Below are 13,459 nucleotides of genomic sequence, written 5' to 3' on the forward strand. Positions count from 1 at the left end.
CCGCCTGACTTGTCCGTTCCATAGCCAGCCACTAGGGTGCTGACTATGTCTCTCAAGAGCCAGGTGCCGCGGGCCGCCCTGGTCACCACGGTGCTCGTCGGCGCCACCTTCCTGGTCTCCCTCGACCTCTTCATCGTCAACGTCGCCTTCGACGAGATCGGCCGTGACCTGGCCGCCGGCGGAGCGTCGCTGGCCGACCTGAGCTGGGTGCTCACGGCGTACGCCGTGGTGTTCGCGGCCCTCCTGGTGCCGATGGGCCGGCTCACCGACCGCTACGGACGCAAGAGCGGGTTCGTCGCCGGGCTCGCGGTGTTCACGGTCGCGAGCGTGGCGTGCGGCTTCTCCGGCTCCGTGTGGCAGCTGGTCGGCTTCCGTGCGCTGCAGGCCGTCGGGGCGGCTGCGCTGACCCCGGCGAGCCTCGGCCTCCTGCTCGCCGCGCTGCCGGAGGCTCGGCGTGCACCGGCCGCCCGCCTCTGGGCGCTCTCGGGGGCGGTCGCGGCGGCCCTCGGGCCGGCCGCAGGCGGCGCGCTCGTGCAGGCGTCGTGGCAGTGGGCGTTCTGGATCAACGTGCCCGTCGGCCTGGTCCTGGCCGTGGGTGCAGCCCTGCTCGTCCCCGACGTCCGACACAACGCCGGCGCTCCGCGGCCGGACCTGGCGGGAGCAGCACTGGTCGCGATCGGCATCGGCGCGGTCGTGCTGGCCATCGTCGAGGGCAACGGCTGGGGGTGGACCAGCGCCCGGGTGCTCACGTCCTTCGCCGTCGCCGCGGTCGCCCTGGTCGCGTTCGCCTGGCGGACGACGCACCACCCGGCGCCGGTGATCGACCCGGCCCTGCTGCGGGTCCGGTCGTTCCGGTGGGCCAACGCGGCGACCGTGCTCTTCAACGTCGGGTTCGGTGCCAGCCTGCTCGCCGGGATCTTGTGGATGCAGCAGGTGTGGGGGTACTCGGCCCTGCGCACCGGCCTGGCGGTCGCGCTCGGTCCGGTCCTCGTCCCGGTCACGGCGGTCCTGGCCGCCCGGTTGCTGCCCCGCGCACGGCCGGGCCGCCTGGTGGCGGCGGGCTCGGTCGTCACCGCACTCGGCGGCGTGGTCATGGCGGCCCGGCTGGCCGAGACGCCGTCGTACTGGACGACCGTCGCGCCGGCCTGGTGCCTCATCGGTGTCGGCGTCGGACTGGTGATGCCGAACCTGGTCGCGGCGGCCACCACGACCCTCCCCGTGCACCAGGTGTCGACGGGGAGCGGCGTCGTCACCATGTCGCGACAGGTCGGTCAGGTCCTCGGGGTGAGCCTGCTGGTCTGCGTGCTCGGCGCGACCACGGACGTCCACGCTGCCTTCACGCGCGCATGGGCGCTCGTGGTCGGCTCCGCGGTCCTCGCGGCATTGGCCGCCACGGCCATGGAGGCACGTCGCCGCGGCCCGACCGGCAGCACGGCCCGCAGGGAGCCGGCCCGCACCGCCCCCGCCCACAGCCCGGCGCCGTAGGCGAGGTCGTCGAGGCGGCGTCCGGCGAACCCGACCACGGGGCCCAGGTCCGGGCGCTCGGTGCGCGCGACGACCACGTCGACGAGCGCGGCCGTGACCAGGGCTCGGCGTACCGGACGAGAGCACACGGCCGCCACCGCGACGGGCGGCCACCAGTGCCGCAGCAGGAGCTGGGACTCCTGGCGCACCGACCACCACAGGCCGCGACCGGCGAGGTCGAGCGCGAGCCGGTCGCGGCCCGGGACGTCGGGAAGGGTGCGGCGCAGCACCTGGACGCCGCGCGCCGTGCAGACGGCCGCCACGGGCACCGACCACCACCGGCGCTGGAGCAGCGCGGCCGCGCCGAGCGCCATGGCCGGGGACAGGACGGCGGTGGCCACCTTGGCGCCGTGGCGTGCGGCCAGCGGGGCGCCCCCGGTGCCGTAGACGAACTTGCGGCCGAGCCAGCCACGCAGCGTCGGCCGGGCGTCGTGGTGCGCCACCTCGGTCGGGTCGTAGCGCACCGTCTCGCCCGCGTCGACCAGCCGCCACACCAGGTCGACGTCCTCACCGACCCGCATCGTCGCGTCGAAGCCGGCACCCAGCCGCTCGGTGCGTGCGACCAGGCAGGCGCTGGGCAGCCAGGCGACCGCCGCGCCCGGCCGCACCGAGCACCCGGTCTCGCCCAGGCCGAGCGACGACGCCGCCTCGTCGTACCGCTCGAACCAGCGCGGTCGCGCGGACCGCGCGAGCCCCTCGATCCGGGGCGCGACCAGCGCCACTGCGGGGTCGGCGAGGTGACGCCCCAGCCGCAGCAGGGTCGCGGCGTCGACGGTGACGTCGCTGTCGACGAAGGCGACGTACGGCGTGCCGACCTTCGCCAGACCCGCGTTGCGCGCCCCGGCCGGACCGACGTTGACGTCGAGCCGCAGCACCTCGGCGTGCGGAGCCTGCGGGTCGAGCGGGACCGGCGAGGCGTCGTCGACCACCAGGCAGCGCAGGGGACGCAGGGCGTCCAGGGCGCGCTCGAGCTGGTCGGGACGGCCGTGCACGGGGAGCACCACGGTCAGGTCGGCGGCGTCGAGGGGCGCGACGTCCTCGAGCACCGGGTCGGCGACGTTCGCGTCCAGCAGCCGCCGCGCCAGCGGGCCGTCGGCGACCAGGTCGCCGTCGAGCGCGGCGAGCGCCACCGGCCTGAGCCGGATGACGCGCATCGGCGACCCCCCGACGAGCAGGTCACCCCGGCGCACGCCGGGACGGATCCGTGCCCTCACGGGCGGAAGCCGCCGTCGGCGTGCACGACGCTGCCGTTGAGCAGGCCGCCCTCGGTCGAGCAGCAGAAGGCGATGGTGGCCGCGACCTCGGCCGGCTCGAGCAGCCGGCGCAGCTGGTTGGTGGCCAGCAGGTCGGGGTCGGACAGGCCGTAGAGCTCGGCGGTCGCGTCGAGCATGTCGGTGCGGGTGGCGCCCGGCGACACCGCGACCGCGGTCACCCCGGTGGCGACCAGGTCCGCGGCGAGCCCCTTCACGAGCCCGACGACCGCGTGCTTGGCGGCGGAGTAGCCCGCCAGGTGGAAGAGCCCGTGCGTCCCGGCGGCCGAGGCGACCGCGACGAACCGGCAGCCGCCGGGCTCCGGTCCGGCGAGCATGGCCGGGACCGCGGCGGCCGCGGTGTTCCACACGCCGCGGACGTCGACGTCGAGCAGCTCGGTCAGCTCGTGCTCGGGCGTCTCCCACAGCGGGCGGCCCCCGGCGATCACGGCCGCGGCTGCCACCGCCGCGTCGACCCGGCCCCACCGCTCGACCGCCAGCGCCACGGCGCGGTCGAGCACGGCACGGTCGCGGACGTCGCCGACGACGTGGTCCACCCGGTCGTCGGTGGGTGCCTCGCGCAGGTCGACGCCCACGACGGCGTACCCCTGCCGGACCAGTGCGACCAGGGTCGCCGACCCGATGCCACCGGCCGCCCCGGTGACCAGGGCGACCCGGGTCACGACAGCACCTCGACGACCTCGGCGACCATCGCCCTGAGCGCCCGGGCACCCTCGTCGGCGGTCGCGCCGGCCGGGTCACCGAGGACGCCGTTGGCCGAGACCGCCGCGACCCCGCCGGCCACCATCGCGGGCAGGATCTCGCTCAACGGCTGCGTGTTGCCCGCCTCAGCGAGGTCGAGGCGCACCGCGCGGGGGCGCAGATGGAGCATCAGCGAGGTCTCGGTGACGCCGGCGTGCAGGTCGACGGACTCGGTGCGGCACGGCACCCACTCCACCTCTTCGGAGGCGCCGAGGGCGGCGACGTTGCCTCCGTGGGCGTTGACGAAGACCACGCGGTCGGCCCAGGTGCGCATCGACCGGGTCAGCTCGACGAGGAGGTGGGCGAGCGCCTCGGTGCCGGCCGAGCTGGTGCCGGCGTACGACTGGTGCTCGCCGCTGGAGCCGTAGGAGATCGCCGGCGCGACCCAGGCGCCGGGCAGCTGTCGCGCCACGCCCTCGGCGACGGCGGTCGCGATGACCGTGTCGGTGTCGAGCGGCAGGTGCGGGCCGTGCTGCTCGATGCTGCCGAGGGGCACGAGCACGAGCCGCGCGCCGGTCGCCTCGGCGCTCGTCGCCTCGGCCAGCACGCTCATGACACGTGGAACCCGTCGGGGACGAGGAGCGTCTCGGGGGTGAGCTCGTCGATCGAGGCCAGCCCCAGGCCCAGGAGGGCGGAGTCGATGCCGCCGCGAAGGATGTCGAGGACGTTCTCCACGCCGGCCTGGCCGTTGGCGGCCAGGCCCCACAGGTACGCCCGCCCGATGAGCACCGACCGCGCTCCGAGCGCGAGCGCCTTGACCACGTCGGACCCGCGGCGGACCCCGCCGTCCATCAGCACCTCGACCTGGTCACCGACCGCGGTCGCGATCGGGTGCAGCAGCCGGATCGCGGCCGGGGTGCCGTCCAGGTTGTTGCCGCCGTGGTTGGACACCGAGATCGCGTCGACCCCGGCGTCGACGGCGCGGCGGGCGTCGTCGACACGAGCGACACCCTTGAGCACGAACGGGGTCCCGGAGAGGTCGGCCCAGGTCTGCCGCATCCACGCCACGTCCTCCCACGACGGCGGCGGGGTGGTCATCCACTCGTAGTAGGCACCGAAGAACGTCGGCGCCGACCCGCCTCCGGGCGGCGTCAGGTTCGGGGCCGTCAGGTCCGGCAGGTGCCGCGGCCCGAACTGCCGCAGCCACCGCGGCTTGGTCACGACGCTCGGCGCGAGCCGGACCATCGCCTTGAGGTCGATCTGCTCGGGGATCTCCGGGGAGCCCCAGTCCCGGCCCATCGAGAACGACCAGTCCAGCGTGGCGATCAGCCCGATCGCCCCGGCCTTCTGCGCCCGTTCCATCCGGTGCACCATCACGTCCCGATCGCCGGTCCAGTACATCTGGAACAGCGTCCGCGGACAGGCCTCGACGACCTCCTCGACCGGCTTGGACGCGAAGTTGCTCAACCCCATCAAGGTGCCGCGCGCGTTCGCGGCCCGGGCGACCGCGACCTCGCCGTCGGGGTGCACCGCCTGCACCCCGGTCGGGCTGATCAGCACCGGCAGCGAGACCTCCTGGCCCAGCACCGTACGGCTCATCGACCGGTCTGCGTGCGCTCCCGCCACGTGCGGCAGCAGGCCCAGCTGCGCGAACGCCGCCTGGTTGTCCGCGACCGTCTGGCCCCGCTCGGAGCCCGCCACCAGTGCGCCGTACAGCGGCTTGGGCAGCCGCTTCTGGGCCCGCCGCTGCGCCACCGCCACCGACTCGAACCACGGGTTCTGCTTCCAGGGATTCTCGAGCTTCATGGCGTCCATCCAGCGAGGGGGTCTTCGGCGCAGTCGTTGACGGGCGGCCGTGTCAGCAGCTTGAGGAGCACGGGCTGGTTGCGCGTCGGTACGGCGCGGGAGTGGTCCTGGCTGGCCGCCGGGATCGCGCGCGCCCCCGCGAGCGCGAGCTCCTGCAGTGCGTGCTCGCCGTAGCCCTGCACGCACTCGGGGTCCGGCCCGTCCAGCGGCAGGCCGGTGAAGAACTTCGCGGCCATGCAGCCACCGCGGCAGGAGTCGTAGTGGGCGCACTTCGTGCATGCCCCGCCGGTCTGCGGCGACCGCAGCTCGGTGAACAGCGGGGACGTCCGCCACACCCGGCCGAACCCGCCGTCGGTCAGCAGGTTGCCGGCGAGGAACTCGTCGTGGATCGCGAACGGGCAGGCGTAGACGTCGCCGACCGGGTCGATGAGGCACACGACGCGCCCGGCACCGCACAGGTTCAGGCCCGGAAGCGCACCACTGCCGTCGGCGGGTCCGAAGGCGGCGAGGTGGAAGAACGAGTCGCCGGTCAGCACGCCGTCGCCGTGCGCGACCAGCCAGTCGTAGAGCTCGCGCTGCTGCTCCGGCAACGGGTGCAGGTCGTCCCAGACGTCCGCCCCGCGACCCGAGGGGCGCAGCCGGGTCAGCCGCAGCGTGGCGCCGTACTCCTCGGCGAGCGCCGCGAACGCGTCCAGCTGGCCGATGTTCTCCCGGGTGCAGACCACGCTGATCTTGGCGTCGGAGAACCCGGCGTCGCGCAGGTTGGCCAGCGCCCGGACCGCGGTGTCGTAGGAGCCCGGCCCGCGGACCCGGTCGTTGACCTCGGCGGTCGCACCGTCCAGGGAGACCTGCACGTCCACGTACCCACCGCACGCCGGGGACGCGAGGAAGGCGGCCCGCTCGGGGGTGATCCGCACGCCGTTGGTGGAGAACTTCACGCCGACGTGGTGGTTCACGGCGTACTCGAGCAGGTGCCAGAAGTCGGGGCGGATCGTCGGTTCGCCGCCGCCGATGTTGACGTAGAAGACCTGCATCCGCTGGAGCTCGTCGATCACCGCCTCGCACTGCTCGGTCGTGAGCTCGCGCGGGTCGCGGCGGCCCGACGACGACAGGCAGTGCGCGCACTCGAGGTTGCACGCGTAGGTGAGCTCCCAGGTCAGGCAGATCGGCGCGTCCAGGCCGGACTCGAAGTGCTCGACGAGCCTCATGCGGCAGCCTCCTCGTCTCGTCGGCGGAGCATGTCGGAGGCGGCCAGACCCTCCAGGGCGGCCAGGTACGCCGGCCAGCCGGCCTCAGGCACCCCGGCCGCGACCAGCGCGGACCGCACGTCGTCGGCGTCACCGAGACGGCGGACCACGGCGACCAGCTCCGGTCGCTTGAGGAAGATCAGCTTCCGGTTGCCGAAGTGGTAGGCCAGCGCCCCGAACGGCTCCGGCCGCAGCGCCACCGAGGGCGCGAGCGCCCAGCGCTCGTCGAGCTCCACCGCCACGGGCCTCAGTAGACGCCGCACATGCCGTCGATCGAGACCTCCTCGATCAGGTCCTCCGTCACGACCTGGTCGGCCTGGGCGTCGGTCGTCGCGTTCTCGGGGTTCATGGTGTGCCTCCTCGGGTCGGCTGTGGTCCGGCACACACTAATGGCACTCAGCGCCACAAAGATAGGGTTCGGCCATGACCAGTCGTGGGAGCAGTCGCGGCCGGCCGGGAGCGACCAGCCACGCCGCGATCGAGCGGGCGGCGTTCCACCTCTTCGCCGAACGCGGCTTCGACGACGTGACGATGGGCGACATCGCCGCGGAGGTGGGCGTCGGCCGGCGCACGCTGTTCCGCTACTTCGAGTCCAAGAACGACATCCCGTGGGGGCAGTTCGACCGCACCCTGCACGGGTTCCGGCAGATCCTCGCCGAGATGCCGGCGGACCTGCCCCTCCACGAGGCCGTGCACCGCGGCGTGCAGCGCTTCAACGAGTTCCCGCCCGACGCCCGGCCGACCCACCGGGACCGGATGCGCCTCATCCTCGGGACACCGGCACTCCAGGCGCACTCCGCCCTGAGGTACGCCGCGTGGCGCGGCGTGATCGCCGACCACGTCGCCGCGCGGCTGGGCCTCGACCCCGACGACCTCCTGCCGCGCACCATCGGCCACGTCTGCCTGGCGATGGCGGTGTCGGCGTACGAGGCCTGGCTCGCGGACCCGGACACCGAGCTGCCCGCCCTGCTGGACGAGGCGATGTCCGGGCTCCGCGACTACCTGCGCTGACCCTGGCGGACGATCAGCCGCCGTCGGTCAGCGGTGCTCAGCTGTCGGTCGAGCCGGCCTCGCACTTGTCCAGACGAGCCTGGGCGCGGGCGACCCGCTGGGCCTGCGCCTTCTTGGCCTTCTTGTTCTTCGTCGTCGGGTGCGCGGCGAACTTCTCCTGGAGCTCGGCGTACTTGGCCTGGGCGCGGTCGAGCTGCGCCTGCTGCGTGCCGCAGGTGTCGGTGGAGGCGTCGTCGGCCTGGGCGGCGGGAGCCGCGGTCAGCGCGACGGCACTGAAGGCGGCGGCCGAGAAGATCGCGGCGACGGTGGTCCTGGTGCGGTTCATGGTGCTACCTCCGAGGGTTGCGTGGTTCGGACGACCGCTACCTGTCACGACCGCCAGGCTGCGTTACGCCGCTCGGCGGGTTCGACCCTCCCCCCGCGGGCCGAACGGCGGTAGGTTGCAGGCTCGCTGTGACCACGGCGACATCGGGTCCACGTTCTCGGGAGGGACGTCATGCGTCTTCGACTTGCCGCACCCCTGGTGGCTGCGGCCGCCATCGCACTCACGGTCTCGGCCGTCCCGGCCCAGGCCGCGGACGGCGGCTCCGGCGCCGCCTGGGCCCGCCACGCGCCACGCCCGGGCCTGACGGACCAGGACTTCTACTTCGTCATGGGCGACCGGTTCGCCAACGGCGACCCGGACAACGACCGCGGCGGACTCACCGGCGACCGCAACACCACCGGCTTCGACCCAGCCAGCAAGGCGTTCTACAACGGCGGTGACCTGGTGGGCCTGCGAGACCACCTGGACTACATCGAGGGTCTCGGCACGGACGCGATCTGGCTGACGCCGATCTTCAAGAACAAGGCCGTCCAGATGGAGGACGGACCCTCCGCCGGCTACCACGGCTACTGGATCACCGACTTCACGCAGGTCGACCCGCACCTGGGCACGAACCAGGACCTCACCGACCTGGTCAGCGCCGCCCACGACCGCGGCATCAAGGTCTTCTTCGACATCATCACCAACCACACCGCCGACGTGATCGGCTACACCGCGGGTGACCGCACGGCGTACATCTCCAAGGACGCGGTGCCCTACCAGGACGCCGCGGGCAACGCCTTCGACGACCGCGACTTCGCCGGCACCGACGACTTCCCGACGCTCGACCCGGCTACGTCGTTCCCCTACACGCCCGTCCTGCAGCCCGGCGAGGAGGACCTCAAGGTCCCCGCGTGGCTCAACGACGTCACGAACTACCACAACAGGGGCAACACGACGTTCACCGGCGAGGACAGCCAGTACGGCGACTTCTTCGGTCTCGACGACCTCTTCACCGAGAAGCCCGAGGTGGTCGAGGGGATGACGAAGATCTACCAGACCTGGGTCGACGACTTCGGCATCGACGGGTTCCGCATCGACACGATGAAGCACGTCAACGACGAGTTCTGGCAGTCCTTCGGGCCGGCCCTGCAGCGGACCGCGGCGGCCGACGGCAACCCCGACTTCTTCATGTTCGGCGAGGTCGCGCTCGACGGCAGCGACGCCGGCACCAAGGCGTTCACCTCGCACTACACGACCCACGACAAGATGCAGGCCATCCTCGACTTCCCCTTCCAGGCGGCCGCCCGCGGCTTCGCGAGCAAGGGCACGGGCAACAAGGACCTCGCGACCTTCTTCGAGAACGACGACTGGTACACCGACCGCGACTCGAACGTCTACGAACTGCCCACCTTCCTCGGCAACCACGACATGGGCCGGATCGGCTCCTTCCTGAAGGCCGACAACCCGGGCGCGGACGACGACGAGCTGCTCGCCCGCGACGAGCTCGCGCACACCCTGCTCTACCTCTCGCGCGGCCAGCCGGTCGTCTACTACGGCGACGAGCAGGGCTTCACGGGCGCCGGCGGTGACCAGCTGGCCCGGCAGACGATGTTCGCCAGCCAGGTGCCCGAGTACCAGGCCGACGACCAGATCGGCACCGACCGCACCGGCGCCGACGACAACTTCGTCACCAGCCACCCGCTCTACCGCACGATCGGGCGCCTCGCGGCGCTCACGACGAGGAACCCGGCGCTGCGCGATGGCGCCGAGCAGGTCCGCTTCGCTTCCAAGGGCCCCGGCGTGTTCGCCTTCTCCCGCATCGACCGCGAGCGCCACCGCGAGTACGTCGTGGCGCTCAACAACAGCGAGCAGGCGGCGTCGGCCAGCGTGCCGACGTACGTCGAGCGGGGCTCGTTCCGGCGGATCTGGGGCACCGGGCCGGACGTGCGCCGGACCGGCGCCGACCGGCGCCTCGACGTCCGGGTCCCCGGTCTCGGCGCGGTCGTCTACCGCTCGACCGGGCGGATGACGCCCACCCGGCACGCTCCGGCCATCCGGTTGCTGGACCCGCGACCCGCCACCGTCTCCCACGGCCGCATGCACGTGCAGGCGCAGGTCGGCGGGCGGTCGTTCGCGGAGGTCACCTTCCAACGCCGGTCCGACGGTGGGGCGTGGCGCACGATCGGCGTGGACGACTCGCGGCCCTACCAGGTCTTCGACGACACGACGAGCGACGGCCTGCACCCCGGGTCGCGGGTCTCCTACCGCGCGGCGGTCCTGGACGACTCCGGGCACCGGCGCGCGTCCGGGGTGCGGACGACCTCCGTGCCGCTGGACCGCGTGGAGATCACCTCACCGACGACCGTGAGCGACGTCTACCCCGTCACGGTGACCGCGACGGTGGACCCGGAGCGCCCGCTGCAGCAGGTGACGTTCCAGCGCCGGGTCGGCGACGGGCGGTGGCAGGAGCTGGGCACGGACCGCTCCGCGCCGGTCTACACCCTGACCGACGACGTCTCCGACCTCGAGCGCGGCACCCCGGTCTCCTACCGCGCGATCCTGCAGGAGCCGGGTGCCCCGCGCAGCGTCGTCAGCGACGCGGTCACCCGGACCGTGGCCGCCCCGCAGCCGACGGTCGACTCGGTGACCGTCGCCGGCAACCTGCAGTCCGAGCTCGGGTGCCCCGACGACTGGATGCCCGGATGCGCCGCGACGCACCTGACCTTCGACACCGGGGACGGCCTGTGGCACGGCACCTTCGCGGTGCCGGCGGGGACCTACCAGTGGAAGGTCGCGATCGACGACTCGTGGGCGGTCAACTACGGCGCCGGCGGCGCTCCAGGTGCCGACGGAGCCACGCTCACCGTGCCGGACGGCGGCCGGAGCTACGTCTTCACCTGGGACCCGATCACGCACGTGCCCTCGGTCGCCCCGGTGGGCTGCGGCCGTGGGGGTCGCTGCTGAGACCGGCCGCCTGCCGGTTTACCCGGTCGACCGGGTAAACCATCGCTTGTCGGCCAAAGCTTCGGCCGACAAGCGATGGCTTACGCCGACAAGTCCCGCGCGCTCCCGGTACTTGACCGGTACAGACATGAGGCGTACTGTACCGGTCAAGTACCCACCCTCAGGAGACCCGATGTCCTACGACCCCGTCGCCGCCGTCCTCGCCGTCGGCGCCGCCCGCGCCACCGCGGGCAGTGCCCGGCCCGACGCACCCGTCGTCCCCGACCCCGCGCCGCGCGCTCCGCGCCTGGCAGTGACTCGGGAGCGCTCGGCCGCCGCCCTCCACGCCGTCGCGCGGTGGCTCGAGCCGCGCCCCGCCCGGACGCCGCACCGCGCCTGACCGCGCCCCCGCGTGATCACCGAGGTCGCGGGCCCGGGACCGGCCTATCCTGGGCTACCCATGGCCAAGGTGACCCTCCAGTCGATCGCGGACCGCGTCGGCGTCAGCCGGATGACGGTGTCCAACGCCTTCTCGCGACCCGACCAGCTCTCTGCCGAGCTCCGCGAGCGGATCCTCTCGACCGCCGACGAGCTCGGGTACGTCGGACCCGACCCCGCGGCCCGGGCGCTCGCCCGGGGTCGCACCGGCTCCGTCGGGCTGCTCATCAAGGGCAGCCTCAGCGAGGCGTTCGAGGACGCCGTCTCGGCCGCCTTCTTGGCGTCGGTGTCCGACGCACTCGCCGAGCGCGGCCTGGCGCTCACCCTGCTGCCGGCCGCCTCGGACGAACGGTTCGTGCCCGCGCGCGACGTCGCGGTCGACGGCGCGCTGGTCTACGTCTGCGACCCGACCTCGCCCGACATCGCCTGGCTCGAGCGGCGCCGGGTCCCGCTGGTGGTGGTGGACCACAACGCCATCGACGGCGTCGCGTCGGTCAACGTCGACGACCGTGGCGGTGCCCGGCTGGCCGCGCAGCACCTCGTGGACCTCGGCCACCGGCGCGTCGGGATCGTGACGCTGGACGCCGACCCCGACCAGGGCAACTACCCGGCCCGCGAGCGGATGCTCGGCTGGCGCGACGCCCTCGAGCCCGCGGGCATCGACCCGCTCGTGGTCGCGACGCCCTACAGCCCGCCCGAGGCGGCGTACGACGTCGCCCGCTCGTTGCTCGACCGGCCCGACCGGCCGACCGGCGTCGTCTGCTTCTCCGACGCGTTCGCGCTGGCCACCGTGCGTGCCGCCGAGTCGCTCGGCCTGGGAGTGCCCGAGGATCTCTCGGTGGTCGGCTTCGACGACAGCGTCCTGGCCGCCGGCAGCCGGCCGCCCCTGACGACCGTCCACCAGGACGTCGGCGCCAAGGGCCGGGCCGCGGTCGCCGCGATCACCGAGGTGCTCGCCGACGCCCACCCGGGGCCGGTGCTGCTCGAGACCTCGCTGGTCGTCCGGGCCAGCACCGCGGCACCGCCTGCCTGACCGGACCGACGACACGGGCGGCGCGCGACGTCCCCCACCTCCGGCCTGCCCACCGCCACACTGAGTCGTGGGTCGGCCGACCGGGCCGCGGAACACAGGAGGTACAGGCATGGCTGCCACTCCCCCCACCAGCAAGAGACTCGCCGCCGAGTTCCTCGGCACGTTCGTGCTCGTCTTCGGCGGGTGCGGAACGGCGGTGATGGCGACCGCGAACTCGGACTCGGTCGGCGTCGGCTGGCTCGGCGTCGCCCTGGCCTTCGGCCTGACCGTGCTCGTGATGGCCTACGCCGTGGGTCACATCTCCGGCGGACACTTCAACCCGGCCGTGACGCTGGGCGCCGCCGCCTGCGGACGGTTCGCCTGGAAGGACACCCCGGCGTACATCGTCACCCAGCTCGTCGCCGCGATCGGCGCGGGCGCCGTGCTCCTGCTGGTGGCCAACGGGCTGGAGGGGTTCTCGGCCGTCGACAGCGGCTTCGCCTCCAACGGGTACGGCGACCGCTCACCGATGGGCTACAGCCTGCTCGCCTGCCTGGTGATCGAGGTGCTGCTCACCGCGGTCTTCCTCTGGGTCATCCTCGGGGCGACCGACAGCCGGGCGCCCAAGGGCCTCGCGCCGCTGGCCATCGGCCTCTCCCTCACCCTGATCCACCTGATCAGCATCCCGGTCACCAACACCTCGGTGAACCCGGCCCGCTCGATCGGCGTGGGGCTGTTCGCCGGGTCGGACGCGATCGCGCAGCTGTGGCTGTTCATCCTGGCGCCGGTCGTCGGCGGCCTGGTCGCGGGCTTCAGCTACGCCTTCCTGCTCGGCGAGGAGCCGGGCGCGGTCAGCCTGCCGGAGGCCATGGAGACCTGACACCTTCGTCGTCGAGACACCCGAAACGGCCCCCGAGCGCGCCGCTCAGGGGCCGTTTGTCGTGGCTCGACGTCCCGGCCGCGGCCGGTCAGGTGGCGATGAAGAGGATCTGGTCGCGGCCGTACTCCATCCCCGGGTGCTCGGCGGCGAGGTGCGCCTGGGTCAGCTCGACGAGCTCGTCCTCGTCCTGCGCGCGGATCACCTCGCCGCACGGGCAGGTCAGCCTGGTCTTCATGCGGCCCAGCCTAGGCGCACCGGAGTCGCGGGCGAGCCGAACGCTGTAACGCGGGGTTATGGTCGCTGCACACGCCGCATCCGGCACGTCCAGCGACCATAACC

At 73.3% G+C, this 13,459-nt stretch carries 14 protein-coding genes and 1 pseudogene; 6 read left to right on the forward strand and 9 right to left on the reverse strand.

From position 1 onward, the window contains the following. The first annotated feature begins 45 nt into the window (after positions 1-45). Entirely contained in the window at positions 46-1,485 is a 1,440-nt protein-coding gene (locus ACILRH_RS20015; protein ID WP_395695828.1) for an MFS transporter, read from the forward strand. Here ACILRH_RS20015 and mftF read toward each other — a convergent pair. From mftF to mftA, 7 genes and pseudogenes are all read right to left on the reverse strand, one after another. After that, positions 1,485-2,678 (reverse strand): annotated as a pseudogene (mftF, locus tag ACILRH_RS20020) (mycofactocin biosynthesis glycosyltransferase MftF); the annotation flags it as partial. The gene ACILRH_RS20015 and the pseudogene mftF overlap by 1 nt on opposite strands. Before the next feature lie 56 nt (positions 2,679-2,734). Next, positions 2,735-3,457 (reverse strand): mycofactocin-coupled SDR family oxidoreductase, encoded by a 723-nt coding sequence (locus ACILRH_RS20025; RefSeq protein ID WP_395695829.1) that lies wholly within the window; start codon positions 3,455-3,457, stop codon positions 2,735-2,737. Further along, a complete protein-coding gene (mftE, locus tag ACILRH_RS20030) occupies positions 3,454-4,089 on the reverse strand; it encodes a mycofactocin biosynthesis peptidyl-dipeptidase MftE (protein WP_395695830.1) in 636 nt (211 codons plus the stop codon). Before mftE ends, ACILRH_RS20025 begins: the two co-directional genes overlap by 4 nt. Beyond that, complete coding sequence (gene mftD / locus ACILRH_RS20035) at positions 4,086-5,282, reverse strand: pre-mycofactocin synthase MftD (protein WP_395695831.1); 1,197 nt, start codon at positions 5,280-5,282, stop codon at positions 4,086-4,088. Before mftD ends, mftE begins: the two co-directional genes overlap by 4 nt. Further along, the gene (gene mftC / locus ACILRH_RS20040) at positions 5,279-6,490 is read right to left on the reverse strand and encodes a mycofactocin radical SAM maturase (protein WP_395695832.1); all 1,212 of its coding nucleotides are present in this window, start codon (positions 6,488-6,490) and stop codon (positions 5,279-5,281) included. The genes mftD and mftC overlap by 4 nt, the downstream gene beginning before the upstream one ends. Beyond that, positions 6,487-6,771, reverse strand: coding sequence for a mycofactocin biosynthesis chaperone MftB (gene mftB / locus ACILRH_RS20045; RefSeq protein WP_395695833.1), 285 nt, complete (start codon positions 6,769-6,771; stop codon positions 6,487-6,489). The genes mftC and mftB overlap by 4 nt, the downstream gene beginning before the upstream one ends. A 5-nt stretch (positions 6,772-6,776) precedes the next feature. Then, positions 6,777-6,878: a mycofactocin precursor MftA gene (mftA, locus tag ACILRH_RS20050; RefSeq protein WP_395695834.1), complete on the reverse strand. Its 102-nt coding sequence runs from the start codon at positions 6,876-6,878 to the stop codon at positions 6,777-6,779. Positions 6,879-6,952: 74 nt separating this feature from the next. Between mftA and mftR the strand changes: the two genes are divergently transcribed. Next, the gene (gene mftR / locus ACILRH_RS20055) at positions 6,953-7,540 is read left to right on the forward strand and encodes a mycofactocin system transcriptional regulator (protein ID WP_395695835.1); all 588 of its coding nucleotides are present in this window, start codon (positions 6,953-6,955) and stop codon (positions 7,538-7,540) included. A gap of 37 nt (positions 7,541-7,577) precedes the next feature. Here mftR and ACILRH_RS20060 read toward each other — a convergent pair whose 3' ends face one another. Further along, the gene (locus ACILRH_RS20060) at positions 7,578-7,865 is read right to left on the reverse strand and encodes a hypothetical protein (RefSeq protein ID WP_395695836.1); all 288 of its coding nucleotides are present in this window, start codon (positions 7,863-7,865) and stop codon (positions 7,578-7,580) included. A gap of 171 nt (positions 7,866-8,036) precedes the next feature. Between ACILRH_RS20060 and ACILRH_RS20065 the strand changes: the two genes are divergently transcribed. The 4 genes from ACILRH_RS20065 to aqpZ all read left to right on the forward strand — a co-directional run bounded on the left by ACILRH_RS20065 (position 8,037) and on the right by aqpZ (position 13,120). Then, positions 8,037-10,811, forward strand: a complete 2,775-nt coding sequence (locus tag ACILRH_RS20065) for an alpha-amylase family glycosyl hydrolase (protein ID WP_395695837.1) — start codon at positions 8,037-8,039, stop codon at positions 10,809-10,811. Between the two features lie 172 nt (positions 10,812-10,983). Then, a complete protein-coding gene (locus ACILRH_RS20070) occupies positions 10,984-11,190 on the forward strand; it encodes a hypothetical protein (RefSeq protein ID WP_395695838.1) in 207 nt (68 codons plus the stop codon). A 60-nt stretch (positions 11,191-11,250) separates the two neighbouring features. Next, on the forward strand, positions 11,251-12,261 hold the full coding sequence (locus tag ACILRH_RS20075) for a LacI family DNA-binding transcriptional regulator (protein WP_395695839.1): 1,011 nt from the start codon (positions 11,251-11,253) through the stop codon (positions 12,259-12,261). Between the two features lie 109 nt (positions 12,262-12,370). Further along, the gene (aqpZ, locus tag ACILRH_RS20080) at positions 12,371-13,120 is read left to right on the forward strand and encodes an aquaporin Z (protein WP_395695840.1); all 750 of its coding nucleotides are present in this window, start codon (positions 12,371-12,373) and stop codon (positions 13,118-13,120) included. An 88-nt stretch (positions 13,121-13,208) separates the two neighbouring features. Here aqpZ and ACILRH_RS20085 read toward each other — a convergent pair whose 3' ends face one another. Next, positions 13,209-13,355: a hypothetical protein gene (locus tag ACILRH_RS20085; RefSeq protein WP_395695841.1), complete on the reverse strand. Its 147-nt coding sequence runs from the start codon at positions 13,353-13,355 to the stop codon at positions 13,209-13,211. Between the last annotated feature and the right edge of the window lie 104 nt (positions 13,356-13,459).

The sequence above is a fragment of the Nocardioides sp. genome (assembly GCF_044226765.1).
Taxonomy (GTDB): Bacteria; Actinomycetota; Actinomycetes; order Propionibacteriales; family Nocardioidaceae; genus Nocardioides.